Raw genomic sequence first — 19,960 nt, 5'->3', positions numbered from 1 at the left:
TGCATGCACTTATTGTAAAAGCATAATTACAAATGTTTAACAAAAATTCGCAGTGGTAAGAGGTGAAATGTCTGATTATGTGACTAAGATTCCTGTTTAACTCACTAGGAATATCAGGCATCACAGAGTTTCTAACTTTAGAAACTTATTATTTTGGTCAGTTGTGAGTCTAAAACGACCTCTAACGCCTAATTGACTAAGAAATGGTCTAAATTTTGATGCATCTAGTTGCACTCTTAAACCATTGTCAGTAATGACTTGTACCGAACTAGCGGCACCGGCATAGTGTGAAAGAAATGTTTGATAAGAGATGTTGAGAGAGAAGTAATACTGGTTCATGAGAATGGATTATTGTCAGAACAAAAAACTAGGGTGATCTTAACGACCACCCTATTCTTTTGTCGATTATTCGTCTAGTGCTTTAGTCACTTTTTCGAATAGGTCTTTCGCTAAATTGTCCATCGCTTTAAGCTTTTCAAGCTCTGCACGGATAAGCGCTTGACGGCCTTCATCGTATTTACGGAACTTCAATAGAGGATCGATCATACGAGACGCCACTTGTGGGTTGGTATCGTTCAACTGACGAAGGATCTCACCAGCAAACTGGTAGCCAGAGCCTGATTTATCATGGAAGCGCACTGGGTTTGCGTTTAAGAAAGAACCAATTAAGCTACGCGTACGGTTCGGGTTCTTCAAGCTAAATGCTTCGTGGCTCATGGTTTCTTTCACTTTCTCAAGTGCGTTTTCAACTGGGTTGCTGCCCTGAAGAACAAACCATTTGTCCATAACCAGACCATCGTGTTTCCACTTGTCGCTGTAATCCGCCATTAGCGCTTCACGACATTCAAGTTGCGCATTGTTCGCAGCACTCATTGCCGCGATCGTATCGGTCATGTTGTTTGATGATTCATACTGCGCTTTTGCTAGCTCGTTACCCTTTTCAGTGTAAGCCAAGAACTGCAAGCACTGGTTGCGTAGAGCGCGTTTGCCAATCGCTGCATGGTCAATGCTGTACTCCGCTTGGTTCAATGCGTGGTAAGTGGCACTAAGTTCATCTTCTAGTTCTTCAGAAAGTGACACTGTAATGCTATTCAGTACCGTATCTACCGCATCAATATCAATCTGCTTGTACCAGCCAGTGATTTCGTTAATTGAAGGTAAAGACAGAACTTGTGCGATAAACGCTGGCTCAAGATTCGCATCAAGTAACACGCCACGGAATGCATCGATTAAGTCTTCTGATAGCTTAACCTCACCACCCGCGTGAACGTTAGTTACGTTTTGACGAATGTACTTCGCTAGCAGCATTTGACTTGCATCCCAACGAGCAAAATCGTTTGTTGCGTGCTTCATCAAGAAGAACAGTTCATCATCGCTGTAATCGTATTCCAATTTAACCGGTGCAGAGAACTCACGAAGCAATGATGGCACTGGTTGTTCTGCGACGTTTTCGAATACGAAAGTCTGTTTGTCTTGCTTCACGTCCAGCACGTTGTGTACTGATTCACCGTTGATAACCAGTGGAATCACGTCACCGTTTTGCGCGTATAGCTCAATATCGAATGGAATATGTAGCGATTGTTTTTCTGATTGGTCGTGCGTTGCTTCAGTAAATTGCTCAACCGTTAGTGCGTAAGTTTTTGCTTCCGCATTGAATTCACTGTTTACACGAAGTGTTGGCGTGCCAGACTGGCTGTACCATAAACGGAATTGCTTAAGGTCAACGCCCGTTGCGTCTTCCATTGCAGAAACGAAATCTTCACACGTTGCTGCAGTACCATCATGACGGTCGAAGTACAGTTTCATGCCTTTTTGGAAACCTTCTTCGCCAAGTAGCGTATGATACATGCGGATCACTTCGCTACCCTTTTCGTACACGGTTAGCGTGTAGAAGTTATTCATTTCAATAACTTTATCCGGACGAATTGGATGCGACATTGGGCTTGAATCTTCCGCGAATTGAGGACCGCGGATAATGCGAACGTTGTCGATGCGGTTTACTGCACGTGAACCAAGATCAGATGAGAACTCTTGATCGCGGAACACCGTTAGGCCTTCTTTCAAACTCAGTTGGAACCAGTCACGACAAGTAACGCGGTTACCCGTCCAGTTATGGAAGTATTCGTGACCGATTACAGCCTCAATACCAAGGTATTCACGGTCAGTCGCGGTTTTTTCATTCGCAAGGACAAACTTCGAGTTGAAGATGTTTAGACCTTTGTTCTCCATCGCGCCCATGTTGAAGAAATCAACGGCCACGATCATGTAAATATCTAGGTCGTATTCAAGACCAAAGCGGTCTTCATCCCACTTCATTGAGTTGATAAGTGAAGTCATCGCATGACCAGCGCGATCTAGGTTGCCTTTGTCGACAAAGATTTCTAGGTCTACTTCACGACCTGATGTGGTTGTGTATTTGTCACGTAGTACATCAAAATCACCGGCTACCAACGCAAACAAGTAAGCTGGTTTTGGGTGTGGGTCTTGCCATTGAACCCAATGACGACCGTTTTCTGCTTCGCCTTCTGCAACGCGGTTACCGTTGCTAAGTAGGAACGGATAAACAGCTTTGTCTGCAATCACTTTTGTTGTGTATTTCGCAAGAACATCTGGACGGTCTAGGTAGTAAGTAATACGACGGAAGCCTTCTGCTTCACACTGCGTACAAAACGCACCACCTGATTTGTAAAGACCTTCAAGTGCCGAGTTTGCTTCCGGGTCGATCTTAGTAACGATTTCTAAATCAAATTCCGCAGGCAAATCACTAAGCACTAAAGAGGCTTCTTTTACTTCATGATGAGCCCAATCTTCACCATTTACTTTTACGGAGCGAAGCTCTAGCCCTTCACCGTCTAATTCTAAAGTTGTTGATTCACCCTTTTGAACTACTTTTGATACTGCGGTCACGATAGTGTCGTTGTCGTAAAGATCAAACGTTAAATCGATATCAATAATCGCATGCGAAGGCGCTTGATAGTCTTTGCGATATTTTGCTTGGGGAGCTTGAGACATGTCCATAAATCCTTGTATATAGAACCACAAAAATACCAGGACCGGAGGCTCAAACACCTCACACTGGTATCACGATATAAGCTATTTGTAGGGGTTGTGGTATCAGAATACAAGTCTTTCTATAAAAAAACGGAGCTTTTAGTGGCTTAGCTCCGCTTTCTGTTTAACATTTAATCAACATCAGAATATTTCACTATTAATAAACCAGCGTGAAATAATGGAAATGAATCATTTAGGGTGTGACTCGATTGAGTACCGCGTACATCTCTCCACTAGAATCCTCAATAGTAAGCTCGTTTTGGTTCAGCTTATAGCGCGTGCCATGCTCACCGTTTTCGTACAAAAGGACTAGGTGTTCACCCTCGGTATAAAAGACACCCTGTTTCACTGATTCTTCTCCAGATTCATTAGCGACACGGAACATAAAGACAAAATCAGGCTGGAGGATAAGGTCCATTTGGTTGATGTTGTTCGCCAACATACCATCTCCTGCAACATGAGAACTTGACCAAATACCAGCTAGTGCGTTGGAGAGTCCTTTGGTAAAAGTCACACCGTTTAGGTCAAGCGTGTTGTGGTTGTTTTGATAGGCGTAGATTTGCGGTTCATCTGTGTTTAACCCAAGAACAATGGTGTCCTCATTAGCGTTGTATAGTCCTTCCCAATGATCGATAGAATAGTCTTTCTTTTGGATATCTATTGAGAAAGTATAATTAGAACCAAGTGTCAGTTTGATTGCGCGAAAATTCTCCGCTGAATCCTCAGGGTTTGGGTTCATTAAGTACCAATCCCCTATGAGAAAAGGAGTATCAAAGTGACTGAGTTCGTCTTCTTTGTTGGTTTCCGCACTAGAAACGCTAAAGCAGCAAAAGCTAAGTAAAATAATGAACCATTTCATAACGGTATCCTTATCGTTTTCTTTTAGCTTAGGCTTTAGATCTCACTTTCGCGAAATATTTGATCTACATCACGTAAATTGTTAAAGAAAATTAAGCGCAGAATTAACTTATTTGCAGTGAATACCCCTAGCGAAAAGCGCATAAAAAAAGAGCGAATCACTATGACTCGCTCTTAAACAACAGAATTGCTAGTTGTTATGACTAAATTTTTAGCCTTTCAACATATCAACCATGACCGCTACTGATTCGTCCAGGTATACGTCTGGTGCTTCGTAGTCTTTCGGCACGTCATCCAAAGTCTTAAATGGTTTTTTGCCCATTGCAACTTGGCGTTCGTTGATGCGCTTCAAACGTAATGCTTCTGCTTCATCAGATTCTTCTTCACGAACTTTTTCGTTAAGAGACAATAAGTTATCATCCTTCTCTTTACGATACTTTTCGATATCTTCATTGATAAAACGGAACTCCATTTCATCAGCGATACGTTTGTTGTGAAGTTCTGTTAGTTTGGTAACCAAAGCGTCATTACTTGGGAACATCTGATATTTCGCTTTATCAATGCTGTCCCATGGTAGTGCATTGTCCTCAACACTCTCTCCAGTTTCACTTGGTTCCACAGGCGTTGGATAAGCAATATCTGGAGCGACACCACGGTTCTGAGTACTTCCGCCATCAATACGGTAGAACTTTTGAATCGTGTACTGAACATACCCGAGTTCTTTATCGAAAAGATCATAAATATGATTCAATGAACGATGTTGCTGAACCGTCCCTTTACCGAATGAGTTTTCACCCAAAATCACGGCACGATCGTAATCTTGCAGTGCTGCGGCAAAGATCTCAGAAGCAGAGGCACTATAACGGTTAATCAATACCGTCAGTGGTCCATCATAGCTGACTTGACCATCAGTATCCGCGTTAACTTTGATGCGACCATAACTATCACGAACTTGAACAACAGGGCCTTCTTTGATGAATAGACCAGTCAGTGCCGTTGCTTCGGTTAGAGCACCGCCGCCGTTGTTACGCAAATCGACGATAATGCCATCAACGTTTTTCGTTTTGAGTTCAGAAATCAGTTTATCTGTGTCTTTCGAGAGACCAACATAGAAACTTGGTACCTCTAGTACACCAATTTTCTTACCGTCTTTCTCTATTATTTCAGATTTGACTGCCCTGTCTTCTAAACGAACTTTGTCACGCACAATAGTGACAACGTAACTCTTAGCTTCTTTACCATCCGGCAAGATTTCTAGGTTAACTTTAGTCCCCTTAGGGCCTTTAATTAACTGAACAACGTCATCTAAACGCCAACCAATTACGTCAACAACATCTTCACCATCTTGCCCAACACCGATGATGCGGTCACCCTCACCTAACTGCTTACTTTTAGATGCCGGACCACCTGCAACAAGTGAACGAATCACTGTGTAGTCATCCGTCATTTGGAGCACCGCACCAATACCTTCAAGAGAGAGGTTCATCTCAGATTGAAATTGTTCAGCGTTGCGAGGTGATAAGTAGCTAGTATGCGGGTCTACTTCTCGAGCGAATGCATTCATGTACAGCTGGAAGGCATCTTCGTTACGAGTCTGAGTGATTCGCTTCATTGCGTTATTGTAACGCTTCTCTAAAACCTCTTTAATTTCTGGCCAGTCTTTACCAGTCAGTTTTAGGTTTAGAGCGTCGTACTTAACGCGTTTACGCCAAAGCTCATTTAACTCTGCTTCGTCTTTAGGCCAAGTCGCTTCAGAACGATCCAGTTCAATAAAGTCTTCAGTATCGAATTTGATTTCTTTATCAAGCAGAGTTAACGCATAGGCAAAACGTTCGAAACGTTTTTGCATCGAAAGGTTATAAACATCAAATGCAATCTTGTTGTTACCAGCTTTTAGCTGATCATCAAGACTGATCGACCAATCTTTAAAAGAATCAATGTCCGCTTGAGTAAAAATATTTCTATTGTAATCAAGCATTTCTACGTAGCGTTCAAAGATCGCTTTAGAGAAATCATCATTCAGATTGAAGTGCTTATAATGAGAGCGGGTAAATCGAGAAGTTACTCGTTTGCTGGCTGTTTCATGCTGAACTTCAGGAGCAAGAACCGGCAAGTCATCTTTGTTTAGTTTGGCTTCGAGAGCCTGAGCTGATGCTGCTAGCCAGAAGCTAGCAGCAATCAGTGTCACTTTTGAACGGCAATTCATGCGTAGGAGTATCTCCCTTATGCGCGCAAGTGCTCCGCTTTCACAACCATTTGCAGGCCGTTAGCAAGTTGAACACGTACATCTTCCTTATTGACTTCAACAATGGTCGCTGCCATGTTTCCTTTACCCATGTTCACGTTTACTGCGTTGCCGATTGTGATTTCATCAGCGTTTAGCGCGCGTGTTTCAACAGGCTTACTTTCTTTTTGTACTTTTGGTTTGTTAGTACGACGAGGCTGTTGTGGCTTTTTAGCCGCAGGTTTCGCTTTCGCCTTACCCTCTTCACGAGCTTTTTGTGCTTGTTCTTTACGACGAGCCTGAACTTTCGCTTTGCTTTCAGCTAGTGTTGCTTTTGCGTGTTCTACGTGTTCTTCCTCTAGCTCACCACATGGGTTGCCATCTAGATCAACACGTACTGCACCTGGTTTTACACCGTGTAGGTAACGCCATGATGAAGTGTACTGTCTTAACGCTGCACGAAGCTGAGTTTTGCTTACTTTTTCGTCTTCATTTAGACGTTCCGCAAGATCTTGAAAAATACCAATTTTCAGAGGCTTTGCTTCACCTTCTAAAGTAAAGCACTTAGGGAAACATTCAGCAATGTATGCGATAACTTCTTTGCTGTTTTTTAACTTTTCAGTCATGAGGGTTCCTGGTTTGAGCGGATTTCCGCGAAGCATTAAGAAAAAATATTCTCGTATTATAGTGACATGCCAAGGAAAAACCACACTAGAGGACGAATTTATGCGTCGTTAGCGTGCGAATTAAGCAGCTTTTCTACTTCTGACATAAAATGAGTGAGTCCTTCTTCGTCTGTTTCATCGAATCGGCCGATATTTGGGCTATCAATATCCAATACGCCAGCCACTTCTCCATTGATAGTAAAAGGAATAACAATTTCCGAATTACTCGCAGCATCACAGGCAATGTGACCTTCAAACTCATGAACGTCGTATACTCTTTGTACGGTATTAGTTTGAGCAGCTGTACCACAAACACCACGCCCCATTGGGATACGAACGCAAGCAGGTTTGCCTTGAAATGGCCCAAGTACCAGTTCATTTCCTTTTTTAAGGTAAAAACCCGCCCAGTTGAGCTCGTCAAGCTCCATAAATAGTAGTGAGCTGATGTTGGCAAGGTTCGCGACGTAGTCTTTTTCTGACTCGATCAGCGCTACGGCTTGTTTGGTAAGTCTTTGGTATTGTTCTATGTTCATATTAACTTCCTACTTTTTATTTAGGCTTCCATTCTTACAGTATGGCGCTACAATGCAGCCCTACTTTTTAATAGGACTTATTCTCAATTACAATGAATCCGAAAAACGACACTATTAGCCGTTCTTGGTTGATAACACAAGTCAAAAAGCACAAGTCCAAGTTGATTGTGGCGAACTTGATTGCTGTTCTTGCAACCTTGATTAGTGTTCCAATCCCTCTTCTTATGCCTTTAATGGTGGATGAAGTCTTATTGGACAAACCGGCATCAGGCCTTGCGGCAATGAATGCAGTCTTACCTGAAACGTGGCATACACCTACGGGATATATTTTCTTTACTCTCTTTTTGGTTGTGCTCATGCGGGCAGGCAGCCAAGCGTTCAATATTCTTCAGAGCCGACAATTTACTTTAGTCTCCAAAACCATCACGTTTGAAATGCGAAGTAAAATGATCGACAAACTCGGTCGCATCAGTATTCGACAATACGAGACAAAAGGCAGCGGTGGCATCAATGCTCACCTTATCACCGACATTGAGACTATTGATAAATTCATTGGTTCTACGTTAGCTAAATTTGTTATCAGTTTTCTAACGGTGATTGGTACCGCCATTGTCCTTCTATGGCTCGACTGGCGTCTCGGCCTCTTTATTCTTTTGGTTAACCCTATCGTTATCTACTTCTCTCGCAAACTGGGGAGCATGGTTAAACACCTAAAACGTAAGGAAAACCATTCATTCGAAATCTTCCAGAATCGATTAGTCGAAACGCTAGATGGTATCTATCAATTACGCGCAGCAAACAAAGAACGAGAATTTCTACAGCAATTGAAGAACAACGCTGACCAAGTTCGTATTGATGCGGACAAGTATGCATGGCAATCCGAAGCCGCGGGTCGAGTTTCTTTCCTCTTATTTTTAATTGGCTTTGAGCTGTTCCGTGCTGTTGCGATGTTAATGGTGATGTTCAGTGACCTCACCATTGGTCAAATCTTCGCAGTATTCGGTTACCTTTGGTTTATGCTCTCTCCAGTCCAAGAACTACTGGGCATCCAATTCTCTTGGTATAGCGCAAAAGCCGCACTAAAACGCATTAACGACCTATTAGAATTGGAAGAAGAACATAGACCTGTCTCTAAGGTAAATCCTTTCAAAGAAAATAAAGAAGTTGATGTAAAAATCGAACATGTTGATTTTTCATACAATAATGAAAACAAAGTGTTGGACGATCTCTCGTTACACATCCCAGCTGGTAAGAAAGTAGCCTTGGTCGGTGCAAGTGGTGGTGGTAAATCGACGCTGATTCAGCTGTTGATTGGCGTATACAGACAAAACGCAGGTTCAATCCGTTTTAATGATGAACTGACAGACGACATTAGCTTTGAAGTGATACGCGACAGAATTGCCGTGGTTTTACAACAACCTATACTATTTAATGACTCGTTGAGGCATAATCTGACCCTCGGTGGGGATTTTGACGAAATATCATTGTGGCGCGCTCTAGAAGTTGCGCAGTTGCAAGATGTAATTTCTCAACTAAACCACGGTTTGGATACGCAAATCGGACGCAATGGTATTCGCCTATCTGGGGGCCAACGTCAACGTTTAGCTATTGCACGAATGGTGTTGAGTAATCCACAATTTGTTATCCTAGATGAAGCAACGTCTGCATTGGATACCGCAACTGAAGCGGCTCTTCATAAGGCGTTAACTGAATTCTTACGTGGTAGAACGACACTAATCGTCGCGCACCGCTTATCTGCCGTTAAGCAAGCTGATTTGATTTATGTGCTTGAGGACGGAAGAGTGACGCAAACAGGAACCCATGGTGAGCTTGTTGAGCAAGAAGGCTTATATCAAACCCTATACGGGGGCATTCAGTCCCACGCTTAAACCATTCTTAGTGGAGAGGTCGTTGTGACCTCTCTGTCTAAACATGCGTCGCAACCCAATAATGTTCGCTTATGCCAAGGTTGCGAGTTACCTGTCGATATTGTCGATTTACCTAATCGAAGAAATGCGCACTGCCCACGCTGCGGTACTGAGTTGTATCGAGGTGGCAGTCCAAGCTTGTCTGGTAATCTTGCTATCGCGGTTACCTGCATTCTCCTGTTCATCCCTTCACATTTTTTTAATTTCATCAGCATTCGTCTGTTCGGTGTAATGATACCGGCAACACTGCCATCTGGGATGATTACGCTGTTTCAAGAAGGCTTTGTCCTTCTTTCTATCTTAATTCTGTTTTGCAGCTCCCTCGCCCCACTGATCGTATGCAGCTCTGTCGTAACCGCACATTGGTCATTACACAAGCGTTGGTTTAAAGGACTTAGGGTTTCACTGTGGCTAATCCAACACCTTAAACATTGGGTCATGCTGGATGTATTTTTGGTCAGTATCGCAATCTCCTGTTTCAAGCTTCAGGACTACTCTGACATTTTCGTCGGACCAGGATTAATCGGCCTCGTACTACTGCAAATCTTCACTGTTTTGTTGATTTCTCGTATTAGCGTCCGTCGCTACTGGGAGTCATGGCAGTCTGAGACGAGCTATGACTTTAAACACAAGGACGTACATTGTCACGAGTGTCACCTTTCTCAACCAGAAAGTGATAAATGCCGCCGTTGTAATCATGCGCTTTACCATCGTAAGCCAAATTCAATCCAAAAAACTTGGGCTTACCTAATCGCAGCAACCATTGCTATTTTTCCGGCGAACCTAATCCCTATCTCTATCTTGCTTACGAACGGCAAACGTTTAGAAGATACGATATTTTCGGGCGTTGCTGGTTTAGTCAAAAATGGGATGTACGGTATCGCAGTGATCATTTTTGTTGCCAGTATTGTCGTACCTGTGGCAAAAATCCTTGGTCTCACCTACATCTTGCTATGTATAAAATTTAAACGTTCGGTGTTTCGAAGACAGCGAATGATGGTTTACTTTGCAGTAAAGTGGATCGGTAAATGGTCCGTGATGGATTTGTTTGTTATCTCTATCATGATGACATTGGTCGATCGTGGACAAATTCTCGATTTCACACCAGGCTACGGTGCGGTAGCGTTTGGTGTAGTTGTCGTTCTTACAATGCTCGCCGCGGAGAGCATTGATCCAAGGCTTATCTGGGACCAAGCCCCAAAACAATCAGAAAAAGAGTCAATTAATGAGTGATCAGAACAGTTCTCAAACGTCATACGAGCCAGAGATAAAGAGGAGTAAAGGCATTTCTCCCCTTTGGCTCCTGCCGATCTTGACGATGATTTTAGCCGGTTGGCTCGTCGTTAAGTCCATTCATGACGCTGGACAGCGGGTACAAATCCACTTCTCTGATGCAGCCGGTTTAATTGCTGGCCGTACGACGATTCGCTATCAAGGCTTGGAAGTGGGTATGGTACGCGACATCAACTTGTCTGAGGATTTAGGCAGCATTTATGTCGATGCAGACATTTACCCAGAAGCAACCAAATTGCTTAATGAGAAAACACGCTTTTGGCTCGTTAAACCGACCGCAAGTTTAACTGGTGTATCTGGGTTAGATGCTCTTGTCTCCGGTAACTATATTTCTATCCAACCGGGTGACAGTAAAGAGTTTGAAACGTCGTTCCACGCACTTGATTCCGCACCGACTGATCTTCGTGTCACTCAAGGGCTCAATATCAAACTAAAAAGTCGTGACTTAGGCGGCGTTTCCATTGGTTCTCAGATTGTTTATAAAAAAATCCCTATTGGTGAAGTTTACAGCTACCAATTAAACGAAGATGCGAAATCCATTACGATCCAAGCCAACATTCAGGATCAATACCGACACATCATCAACAACCGCAGTCGTTTTTGGAATGTGAGTGGTATTGGTGCAAGCATCGGTTTTGAAGGCGTTGATGTCCGCCTAGAAAGCATGAGCGCCCTACTTGGTGGTGCGATCGCGGTCGACTCACCAGACGATGGTGAGCCAGTCGAAGATTATAAAGAATTTCGTTTATATAAAGACCTTAAAACCGCAGGCCGTGGTATCGCAATCAAAATTGCCCTTCCAGATGACAACAAAATCAGCGCTGAAGGTGCTCCGATCATGTATCGTGGGATTGAAGTCGGCCAAGTCACGGATTTAAACCTATCTGAAGGTCGTGAGGTCATTCTTGCTTCTGCTGCAATCCAACCCGCATTCAGTGACATGCTTACCTCTGGTACACGTTTTGTTCTTGAAGAAGCAAAAGTATCACTTTCTGGTGTCGAAAATATCGCTAACCTTGTTCGTGGCAATTTCTTAACCATCGTTCCAGGTGAAGGTGAACGTGCACGTCAGTTTACTGCTATTCGTAAAAACGTCTTTAATCAGCAGCAGGAGAAATCGATCGCGATTCGCCTTGTTTCGGATAACTCATTCGGCTTAGATAGCGGTGCAAACGTCCTCTACAAAGGCATTGTTGTGGGTTCAATCATTAAAGTAGGGCTACTCGATGAAGAGAAAGCTCAGCAAGCGAATCATGAAGTTTTCATGGATGTGTTGATTGATCAAGAATACAAACACCTCATCAAATCCAACAACCGCTTCTATGTAACAGGCAGTGCATCGGCCGAGCTCACCGAATCGGGCCTCAGTGTGACGGTCCCACCGGCCAAACAACTGTTAGCAGGTTCAATCAGCTTTGTTAGCCAAGGCGCGGAAAAGATTCAAAAAGAGTACCAACTATTCCAAAGTGAATCTTTAGCTGAATTAGCGCAATACAACCAGAGTGGTTCGAAAACGCTTAACTTATTTGCTTCTGAGTTGCCTCCGATTTCGAAAGGCAGTCCTCTGCTCTACCGAAATCTGCCCGTGGGCAGCGTGTCTGATTTCAATTTAGTCGATGGTGGCGTCATCGTAAAAGCCACGATTGAAAACCGCTACGCACATCTGATTACGGCTCAAACCGTATTTTGGAATCGCTCAGGCGTTGAGGTCGACGCTTCACTTGCTGGAATCACCGTTAAGGCACACCCGCTTAAATCCTTAATTAAAGGCGGTATCGCGTTCGATTCAATTCCAGGTATTGAGAACAAAATTGGCCAACGCTGGAAGCTCTATCAAGATCAAAAGCAAGCGCGTAAGTTTGGACGTGTCATCGCTTTGGAAACAGACGGTTCTCAGGAAGTAAGCAAAGGGATGCCAATAAAATACCAAGGTGTCAAAGTCGGTGAAGTCACTTTAGTGGTCCCTAACTTCCGCCGAGAAATGGTTGAAGTGACTGCCCGTATTTTGCCTGAATATGTGAAAGATATTGCCGTTACCGGGTCACACTTTTGGCTAACTGAACCAGAAATTGGCTTAGGCGGTGTTAAAAACCTAGGCGCATTAGTGTCTAAATCCATTAGCGTGGAACCGGGCCAAGGTGCAGCAGCATTCAAATTTGATCTAGAGAAAGGTAATGCGCGCTCACAAGGGATACGTTTTACCTTACAAAGTGAACAGCGTGGCTCAGTACAGATTGGCACCCCTATCCTATACCGTCAAATGGAAGTTGGTCAGGTAACGGATGTGCATTTAGGAGAATTCGCTGATCGTGTGATTACCCAGATTGAAATTCAGCCAGAATATGCCTACCTAGTTCGTCAGAACAGTGTATTCTGGAACGTGTCTGGCGTTGATGTTTCGATTGGTTTAGGTGGAGCAAACATTAAAGCAGGTACAATTGATAGCCTTGTACGTGGTGGTATCGCTTTCTCAACACCAGAGCAATCTCAAATTCCACCAGCAGCAAAAAAAGGTCACTCTTTCTACTTGTACCCTCAAGCTGAAGAGAGTTGGTTGGAATGGCGCACAGCGATCCCCAAACCATGATTCATAGATAACCAAGATAGACTAAAGAGCAGCAATCGCTGCTCTTTTTATTACCGTAGCCTTTGTGGCTATTCGTTTCTAACCCAGTTTCGTATATCATTTGCAGCAAATTCTGCAATCGAGATTCCACTTTGCATCCTAATGTTTACATCCCAGAAGCATTTCTGGAAAAAATCAAAACTATTCTTCCTGCTCACCTCAACATGGATGACTTCGTAGCGTCGTGCCAAAAGCCGTTGCGCAAGAGTATTCGCGTTAATACGTTGAAAGTCAGCGTAGAGGCGTTTTTAGAGCGAGCAAAGGCAAAAGGTTGGAAGTTATCTCCTGTACCCTGGTGTGAGACTGGTTTTTGGATCGAAGCAGATGAATCGCTCGTACCATTAGGCAATACCGCAGAACACATGTCTGGGTTGTTTTATATTCAAGAAGCCAGCTCAATGATGCCGGTATCCGCCTTATTCATGAATGACGAATCGTATGACGCAGTGCTCGATACCGCTGCGGCTCCGGGCTCTAAAACAACTCAAATAGCTGCCTTAATGAACAATGAAGGCGTTTTGGTCGCGAATGAATACGCGGCAAGTCGTGTAAAAGTGCTACACGCAAACATCGAACGTTGTGGTGTGCGTAACGCAGCATTAAGTAACTTCGACGGTCGTGTGTTTGGTGGCTGGCTACCAGAACAATTTGATGCCGTTCTGTTAGACGCACCATGTTCCGGTGAAGGTACAGTGCGTAAAGATGAAGACGCAATGAAGAACTGGACGCAAACATCAGTCATTGAAATTGCAGACACTCAAAAAGATTTGATCGAAAGTGCGTTCCACGCTCTTAAACCCGGCGGCGTGATGGTTTATTCAACCTGCACGTTGAGCACGGAAGAAAACCAACAAGTTTGCCATCATCTTAAAGAAACATTTGGTGACGCGGTTGAATTCGAGAGCTTAAAAGATCTGTTTAATAATGCCGAGGCGGCGTTGACTGAAGAAGGCTTCTTACACATCTTCCCTCAAGTGTATGACTGTGAGGGTTTCTTTGTTGCACGTATACGTAAGCTTGCTGCCGTAGAAGCACCAAAAGTCAAAAAACGCATGGGTAAATTCCCATTTGTTAAAGCGTCTAACAAAGAATCCACTGATATCGCTAACCAGCTTCAAAGCGCAATGGAAATCAAGTTACCTGAAGACAGTACGGTTTGGATTCGTGATAAAGATGTGTGGCTTTTCCCAGACGCACTAGAGCCGATGATTGGCGAACTGCGTTTCTCTCGCATGGGTATCAAGATTGCCGAAGCGCATAAGAATGGCTACCGTTGGCAACATCAAGTAGCAACGGCGCTGGCGACAGGTTTAGAGAAAAATGCGATTGAGCTTACGATCGACGAAGCTCGTGAATGGTATATGGGCCGAGACGTTCGCCCTCAAAACATTCCAGCTGAGATGAAAACCGGCAAAGGCGAAGTATTAGTGAAGTACGAAGGCGCGATCATTGGCCTTGGTAAATGGGTAAGTAACCGCATTAAAAACGGCCTTCCACGAGAATTAGTGCGAGATAAGAACTTATTTTAGTAGCAAAGTGAAATGCTATAAACAAATGAAAAGCCATCGTATTTACGATGGCTTTTTGGTTCTAAGGCATGATTGGAACTGGGTTCACTAGCGATTCGAGTCCCCTGTACTAAACTGAAGATATCAAAGCATCGCTTTGAAACGGCATTTCTCTCTATGTTCACCAACAAGATGTGTTGGTCAAAAGTTTAGCGCAGGCTCTATGAAAGGAGCCGTTTCCCCTAGGCCCAAAATAAGGACGAGTTTGGGCCATTTTTTTGACTGCTATTTTCGTCCAAATCGAGTTTGAACTTGATGAACCTCCGCCACCAGCAACTTAAAGCTCTATTCAGCGAGACGAATACCGTCTTTTTCAATCACGAGCTTACCTTGCTTGTACAAACCGCCGATGGTTTTTTTGAACGTGCCTTTACTTGTACGGAAAGCTGCAAAAATCGCTTCTGGCGTAGATTTATCGTTTAGAGGTAGGAAACCACCCTTCTTCTCTAAAAGCTCTAGGATTTTACTCGAAAGATCATCCATTTTCGCCACGCCTACTTTTTGTAGCGCAAGGTCGATTTTGCCGTCTTCGCGAATTTGCTTAATGTAGCCTTTCAACTTTTTACCAATAAACAGCTTACCGAACACATCCGATGGGAAGATCATTCCCCAATGCTCGCCGTTCACAATCGCTTTATAACCAAGTTGGCTACGTTCTGCGATGATTAGGTTAACTTCTTCGTTCACTTCATAGTTTGCTGGCGTTTTATCCAGCCACTTATTGAACTTAGTTGTACCGACAATACGACCAGATGCTTTATCTGTGTACACGTAAACCAGAATGTTTTGACCAGCGGTAAAGCGCGCACGTTGCTCACTAAACGGGATAAGAAGATCTTTTTCTTTGATGCCCCAATTTACGAAAGCACCAGTGCTACTGACACCTTCGACTTGCATTAGGCCCCACTCGCCAACCTGAGCAATGGGTTTATCAATGGTCGCAGCTAGCTGACTTTCTGAATCAAAGTAAAGAAATACGTCAATATGATCGCCTACATTCGTACCTTCTGGTACATATTTATTAGGCAGCATGACTGAACCGTAATCATCACCATCCAAAAATACGCCAAAATCAGCCGTTTTAGTGACTTCTAAGCTGTTAATTTGACCAATTTTAATCATTGAATTTGTCTCTTTTTAAATTTACTGGGAATTATACCCAAACTGACAAGAAAATCAGAGAGAAATACCATCCTCTCTGCTATGCTGTCGTCGTTCAACTACTTATCCTAGTCGACCTTAAGTTATTGTGCTTAATGGACGCTTATGGGTATAGGATGCTTTAGCAAAATCAGGAGCCTTCCTTGGTCACCGTCGACAAACAGGATTCGATAACCTTAAAAATTAGCCACGCATTGGCAAAGAGCAAAACGCTTGATCTTGATATCTATATTTTTGTGCCTGGTGAATTAGGTTTAAACTCCGACATCATCAGCGAGTCTGAGTTCTATTACACTTCCATCACGCAAAAACGTTCTTACTACAGTACAGAAGTGCTACTCCCTCTCGTGCATAGCCGCTTGGCCAAACGAGGGCGCCTATCTAATCGACAGTATCGCGTAAGTTTGAGTTTGTTTGCGTATCAATACGTCACAGCTCTGGATAAGGCCGTTGCAGCATTGAATAAGCATGACAACGACAGTGTTACCGCAGAAGAAGTGGATGAAGTCATCGAATTGACTATCGACATTCTTAAGCGTTTGAGACGTTCCATTCCTTATGAAGAAAATCTCAAGCGTTATTACGTGAACATTGATAACTACTTGTCTTGGTACACTGAGCAAAAATTTTTGTCTCTTGTCGCGCACCTTCCTCGCGAAGGCGATTACAGCACAATTAAAGATCGTCTGATTACTTTATGTGAGAAAGAGCAAGCCCACCGTAAACTCAACAACTATAACTCGCCGAGTGTCGTTGAAGATGTAACTCGTTTGTCGAATAAAATGCGTTTGCTGAGACGTTTGATTGAGCACCCTATCGTTTTAAGCGAAAAAACGATGTCGATGGGAAACAACATCAAGCGTGCGATTAAAGGCATAGCCACGGGCTTGGTGATGGTCGTGGTCACAAGTACCGTTATTCTTGCCCGAGATTACTTAGGAGAGATTTCTGCATCTTTTATCATTGCGATGTCGTTTATCTATGCTCTACGTGAAATCTTTAAAGATGACCTACGCGACGCGATGTGGCGTTGGATCCGCAAAGGCAAACCGAAGTGGCGTAAGAAGTACATGGACCCGACAACAAAGAAAGTGGTGGGTCGAAAATTGGAATGGTTGGACTATCGTTCCCTTTCGAGCTTGCCTGATCGCATTCAGAAAATTCGTAAGAAACGCGTCGTGCAGCGTGAAGAACAAATTCTTCATTACCATGCAAAAACTGAGATGGCGACGTCGTTATTTTTGAGTGGCTATGAACAAACTCGTGAAACGCTAAACATCAGTTTACGCCCAATTATCCGTTTGATGGACAAAAGCTCTAACCGCGTATATCGCCTGAACGAAGGGCAAGTGAGTAAAGAGTCTGTAGAGAAGCGACACTTGGTCAACGTGATTGTGAAAGAAGACAACCACACTGACGAGCCTGTCTTCTATCGTTGGAAAGTCGTGTTAAACCGTTCGAAAATCGTGTCTATTGAGAAAATAGAATTGAATTAAACTAACGTCAGTCACCATTCTTAAGTTAAGCAGCCTGCTTTTGGGCTGCTTTTTTGATGGAGAGCGTTAAAGAGAACTCGGCCATTGGTTCATCACCATTAATCTTTGGACACAATGCGGTGATCTTCACATCTCGATTAACGCGTTCACCGGTTTCTAGCGTGATTTTGAGCATTTCATCAATCACAGGGCCATCATGACAGACAAAGTGTACGTCACCCTCAGGACGTTTTAAGAATTCAGCACTTACTCCTTTAAACGCGAGTGAAATCTTCTCTCCTTGCTCTTGTGCTTTACTCATAGCAAGAAAGCCACCAGCAACATCTGCCCCAACAGCCAATGCGCCAAAATACATACTATTAAGATGATTCTTGGTTCTTCTCTTGAGCGGGATTCTTACTTCGACATGCTGATCATCAATCGCAAGGATCTTCGGTCGACATAGCCAAATTAAAGGCACTTTTGAAAAGCCAAACAGATTGAGGTAAAGGTTTGCACGACGAACCGCTGAAAACATTTTTAAACTCCCTTTAAACTAGTCTGACCAGTCAATCAACAAACTTCAAAGATGTCAAAGAAATGTTAACGAGAAATCGATCTTGGTTAAAAAACAAATCGTTTGCGCATTTTCGCGTGACATGGTCACAATATATGAAACTCCCAACCTACAACGCTTTGCTTACGATTTGGCACAATTATTCTGTTAGCAAATAGAAAAAACGGTTATAAATTCAAACAACTATGTATTGATATCCAGAGCATGTTTTGTCATTTATATATAAGCAACACCAATGAATACCAACAGCAGTACATACAATTCGGTATTTACTAGATAAGAATCCCGTGAAACGGTTTATTCCTAACTATAATTCCGTTATCTTTACCGCTTCGCAATAGAGAATAAAGCTATAACATGCCTATAAAAACAGATGAATTGAGAACCCAACCTTTGGGTCCAATGCCGACACCCGCAGAGCTAGGTAGTGTACATCCAATCACTGATGATGTAGCTGACCGTATCGCTCAATCTCGTCGACAAATTGAAAAGATTTTAACTGGTGAGGATGACCGTATCCTTGCTATCGTTGGCCCATGTTCAGTGCATGACACTGAAGCGGCAATTGACTACGCGACGCGTCTTAGCGAAATTCAAGATCAGTACAAAGACGAACTGTTCATCGTTATGCGTACATACTTTGAAAAGCCGCGTACAGTAGTTGGTTGGAAAGGTTTGATTACTGACCCTAACCTAGATGGTTCTTATGCGCTTGAAGCCGGTCTTCACAAAGCGCGTAAACTGCTACTGGATATCAACAAGCTTGGTCTTGCGACTGCTACTGAGTTTCTTGATATGATTACAGGCCAGTACATTGCTGATTTGATCACATGGGGCGCAATTGGTGCTCGTACGACTGAATCGCAAATTCACCGTGAAATGGCGTCTGCCCTATCTTGCCCAGTTGGCTTCAAGAACGGTACTAACGGCAACGTGAAAATTGCCATCGATGCGATTCGTGCGTCTAAAGCATCACATTACTTCTACTCCCCAGACAAGAATGGGCGTATGACGGTGTACCGCACTAGCGGCAACCCTTACGGTCACATTATTCTTCGTGGTGGTGAGAAAGGCCCTAACTTTGACGAAGCTTCTGTTAAGCAAGCTTGTGACGCGCTAGCAGAGTTCGATTTGCCGCAGCGTTTGATCGTCGATTTCAGTCACGCAAACTGCCAAAAACAACACCGTAAACAAATCGATGTTGCTCAAGACATTTGCGACCAAATTAAGTCAGGCAGCACACGTATTGCTGGTATTATGGCAGAGAGCTTCATTATTGAAGGCAATCAACCAATGACTGATATTAACAACCTAACTTACGGTCAATCGATCACTGACCCATGTCTAGGTTGGGATGATACTGTAACCATGCTAGATATGCTGGCAGCCGCAGTTAAATCCAGTAAGTAATTTCCCTATAACAAGATAATCAAGGAATCTTCATGCCATCGTTTGATATTGTTTCAGAAATCGATACCGTCGAACTACGTAACGCGGTTGATAACGCTAACCGTGAACTGTCTACTCGTTTCGATTTCCGCAATGTGAATGCGAGCTTTGAGCTAGTAGAAGAAAATGTAAAAGTGTCAGCAGAAGGCGAGTTTCAGCTTAAGCAAATGCGTGACATTCTGCGTAGCCACTTGGCTAAACGCAACATTGATGCAAATGCTATGGACGCAAAAAATCCAGAAGCAACAGGTAAAAACTGGCACCAAAACGTTGCTTTCCGCCAAGGCATTGATACACCAACCGCAAAGAAAGTGGTTAAGCTAATCAAAGACGCAAAGCTTAAAGTTCAAGCTTCTATCCAAGGCGACAAAGTTCGCGTAACAGGTAAGAAGCGCGATGATCTCCAAGCGACGATTGCAGCGATCCGTGAAGCAGATATGGGTATCCCATTTCAGTACAACAACTTCCGTGATTAATTCGGTTCCTCAATTAACACCTGTCGATTGAGGAAACCGAGAATTGAAAACGCCGACGAGTTATTCGTCGGCGTTT

15 protein-coding genes are annotated in these 19,960 nt (G+C 43.4%); 7 read left to right on the top strand and 8 right to left on the bottom strand.

All coding sequences use genetic code 11. From position 1 onward, the window contains the following. Window positions 1-120 precede the first annotated feature (120 nt). The 6 genes from VJL_RS28360 to VJL_RS24735 all read right to left on the bottom strand — a co-directional run bounded on the left by VJL_RS28360 (window position 121) and on the right by VJL_RS24735 (window position 7,331). Entirely contained in the window at window positions 121-339 is a 219-nt protein-coding gene (locus VJL_RS28360) for a DUF2835 domain-containing protein (protein ID WP_080774401.1), read from the bottom strand. A 66-nt stretch (window positions 340-405) separates the two neighbouring features. Continuing rightward, a complete protein-coding gene (gene pepN / locus VJL_RS24755) occupies window positions 406-3,012 on the bottom strand; it encodes an aminopeptidase N (RefSeq protein ID WP_038881977.1) in 2,607 nt (868 codons plus the stop codon). Between the two features lie 232 nt (window positions 3,013-3,244). Further along, the gene (locus VJL_RS24750) at window positions 3,245-3,910 is read right to left on the bottom strand and encodes a hypothetical protein (protein ID WP_038872985.1); all 666 of its coding nucleotides are present in this window, start codon (window positions 3,908-3,910) and stop codon (window positions 3,245-3,247) included. A gap of 210 nt (window positions 3,911-4,120) precedes the next feature. Continuing rightward, entirely contained in the window at window positions 4,121-6,115 is a 1,995-nt protein-coding gene (gene prc, locus VJL_RS24745) for a carboxy terminal-processing peptidase (RefSeq protein WP_038872987.1), read from the bottom strand. A 17-nt stretch (window positions 6,116-6,132) separates the two neighbouring features. Continuing rightward, window positions 6,133-6,759 carry an RNA chaperone ProQ gene (proQ, locus tag VJL_RS24740; protein ID WP_038872990.1) on the bottom strand — a complete coding sequence of 209 codons (627 nt, stop codon included), beginning with the start codon at window positions 6,757-6,759 and terminating at the stop codon, window positions 6,133-6,135. Window positions 6,760-6,857: 98 nt separating this feature from the next. Beyond that, a complete protein-coding gene (locus VJL_RS24735; protein ID WP_038881975.1) occupies window positions 6,858-7,331 on the bottom strand; it encodes a free L-methionine (R)-S-oxide reductase MsrC in 474 nt (157 codons plus the stop codon). 92 nt (window positions 7,332-7,423) lie between these two features. Between VJL_RS24735 and VJL_RS24730 the strand changes: the two genes are divergently transcribed. The 4 genes from VJL_RS24730 to rsmF all read left to right on the top strand — a co-directional run bounded on the left by VJL_RS24730 (window position 7,424) and on the right by rsmF (window position 14,707). Beyond that, the gene (locus tag VJL_RS24730) at window positions 7,424-9,220 is read left to right on the top strand and encodes an ABC transporter ATP-binding protein (protein ID WP_038881974.1); all 1,797 of its coding nucleotides are present in this window, start codon (window positions 7,424-7,426) and stop codon (window positions 9,218-9,220) included. Between the two features lie 24 nt (window positions 9,221-9,244). Beyond that, window positions 9,245-10,492 carry a paraquat-inducible protein A gene (locus tag VJL_RS24725; RefSeq protein WP_038881973.1) on the top strand — a complete coding sequence of 416 codons (1,248 nt, stop codon included), beginning with the start codon at window positions 9,245-9,247 and terminating at the stop codon, window positions 10,490-10,492. Then, entirely contained in the window at window positions 10,485-13,139 is a 2,655-nt protein-coding gene (locus VJL_RS24720) for an MlaD family protein (protein WP_038881970.1), read from the top strand. The genes VJL_RS24725 and VJL_RS24720 overlap by 8 nt, the downstream gene beginning before the upstream one ends. Window positions 13,140-13,270: 131 nt before the next feature. Further along, window positions 13,271-14,707: a 16S rRNA (cytosine(1407)-C(5))-methyltransferase RsmF gene (gene rsmF / locus VJL_RS24715; RefSeq protein WP_038873005.1), complete on the top strand. Its 1,437-nt coding sequence runs from the start codon at window positions 13,271-13,273 to the stop codon at window positions 14,705-14,707. Window positions 14,708-15,031: 324 nt separating this feature from the next. On the opposite strand, the gene VJL_RS24710 is transcribed toward rsmF, so the two are convergent. After that, the gene (locus VJL_RS24710; RefSeq protein WP_038873007.1) at window positions 15,032-15,868 is read right to left on the bottom strand and encodes a CvfB family protein; all 837 of its coding nucleotides are present in this window, start codon (window positions 15,866-15,868) and stop codon (window positions 15,032-15,034) included. Between the two features lie 182 nt (window positions 15,869-16,050). Here VJL_RS24710 and VJL_RS24705 point away from each other — a divergent pair, with 182 nt between their 5' ends. Continuing rightward, entirely contained in the window at window positions 16,051-17,403 is a 1,353-nt protein-coding gene (locus VJL_RS24705; protein ID WP_038881969.1) for a hypothetical protein, read from the top strand. A gap of 25 nt (window positions 17,404-17,428) precedes the next feature. Here the strand turns inward: VJL_RS24705 and VJL_RS24700 are convergent, their stop codons facing one another. Further along, on the bottom strand, window positions 17,429-17,920 hold the full coding sequence (locus VJL_RS24700) for a PaaI family thioesterase (RefSeq protein WP_038873013.1): 492 nt from the start codon (window positions 17,918-17,920) through the stop codon (window positions 17,429-17,431). Window positions 17,921-18,316: 396 nt separating this feature from the next. On the opposite strand from VJL_RS24700, the gene VJL_RS24695 reads away from it, so the two are divergent. Next, window positions 18,317-19,369, top strand: a complete 1,053-nt coding sequence (locus tag VJL_RS24695; RefSeq protein ID WP_038873016.1) for a 3-deoxy-7-phosphoheptulonate synthase — start codon at window positions 18,317-18,319, stop codon at window positions 19,367-19,369. Window positions 19,370-19,401: 32 nt separating this feature from the next. After that, the gene (locus tag VJL_RS24690) at window positions 19,402-19,884 is read left to right on the top strand and encodes a YajQ family cyclic di-GMP-binding protein (RefSeq protein ID WP_038873018.1); all 483 of its coding nucleotides are present in this window, start codon (window positions 19,402-19,404) and stop codon (window positions 19,882-19,884) included. Window positions 19,885-19,960: the final 76 nt, after the last annotated feature.

Source organism: Vibrio jasicida CAIM 1864 = LMG 25398 (assembly GCF_000400365.1).
Lineage (GTDB): Bacteria > Pseudomonadota > Gammaproteobacteria > Enterobacterales > Vibrionaceae > Vibrio > Vibrio jasicida.
This window is presented reverse-complemented; position numbering and strand designations above follow the sequence as displayed.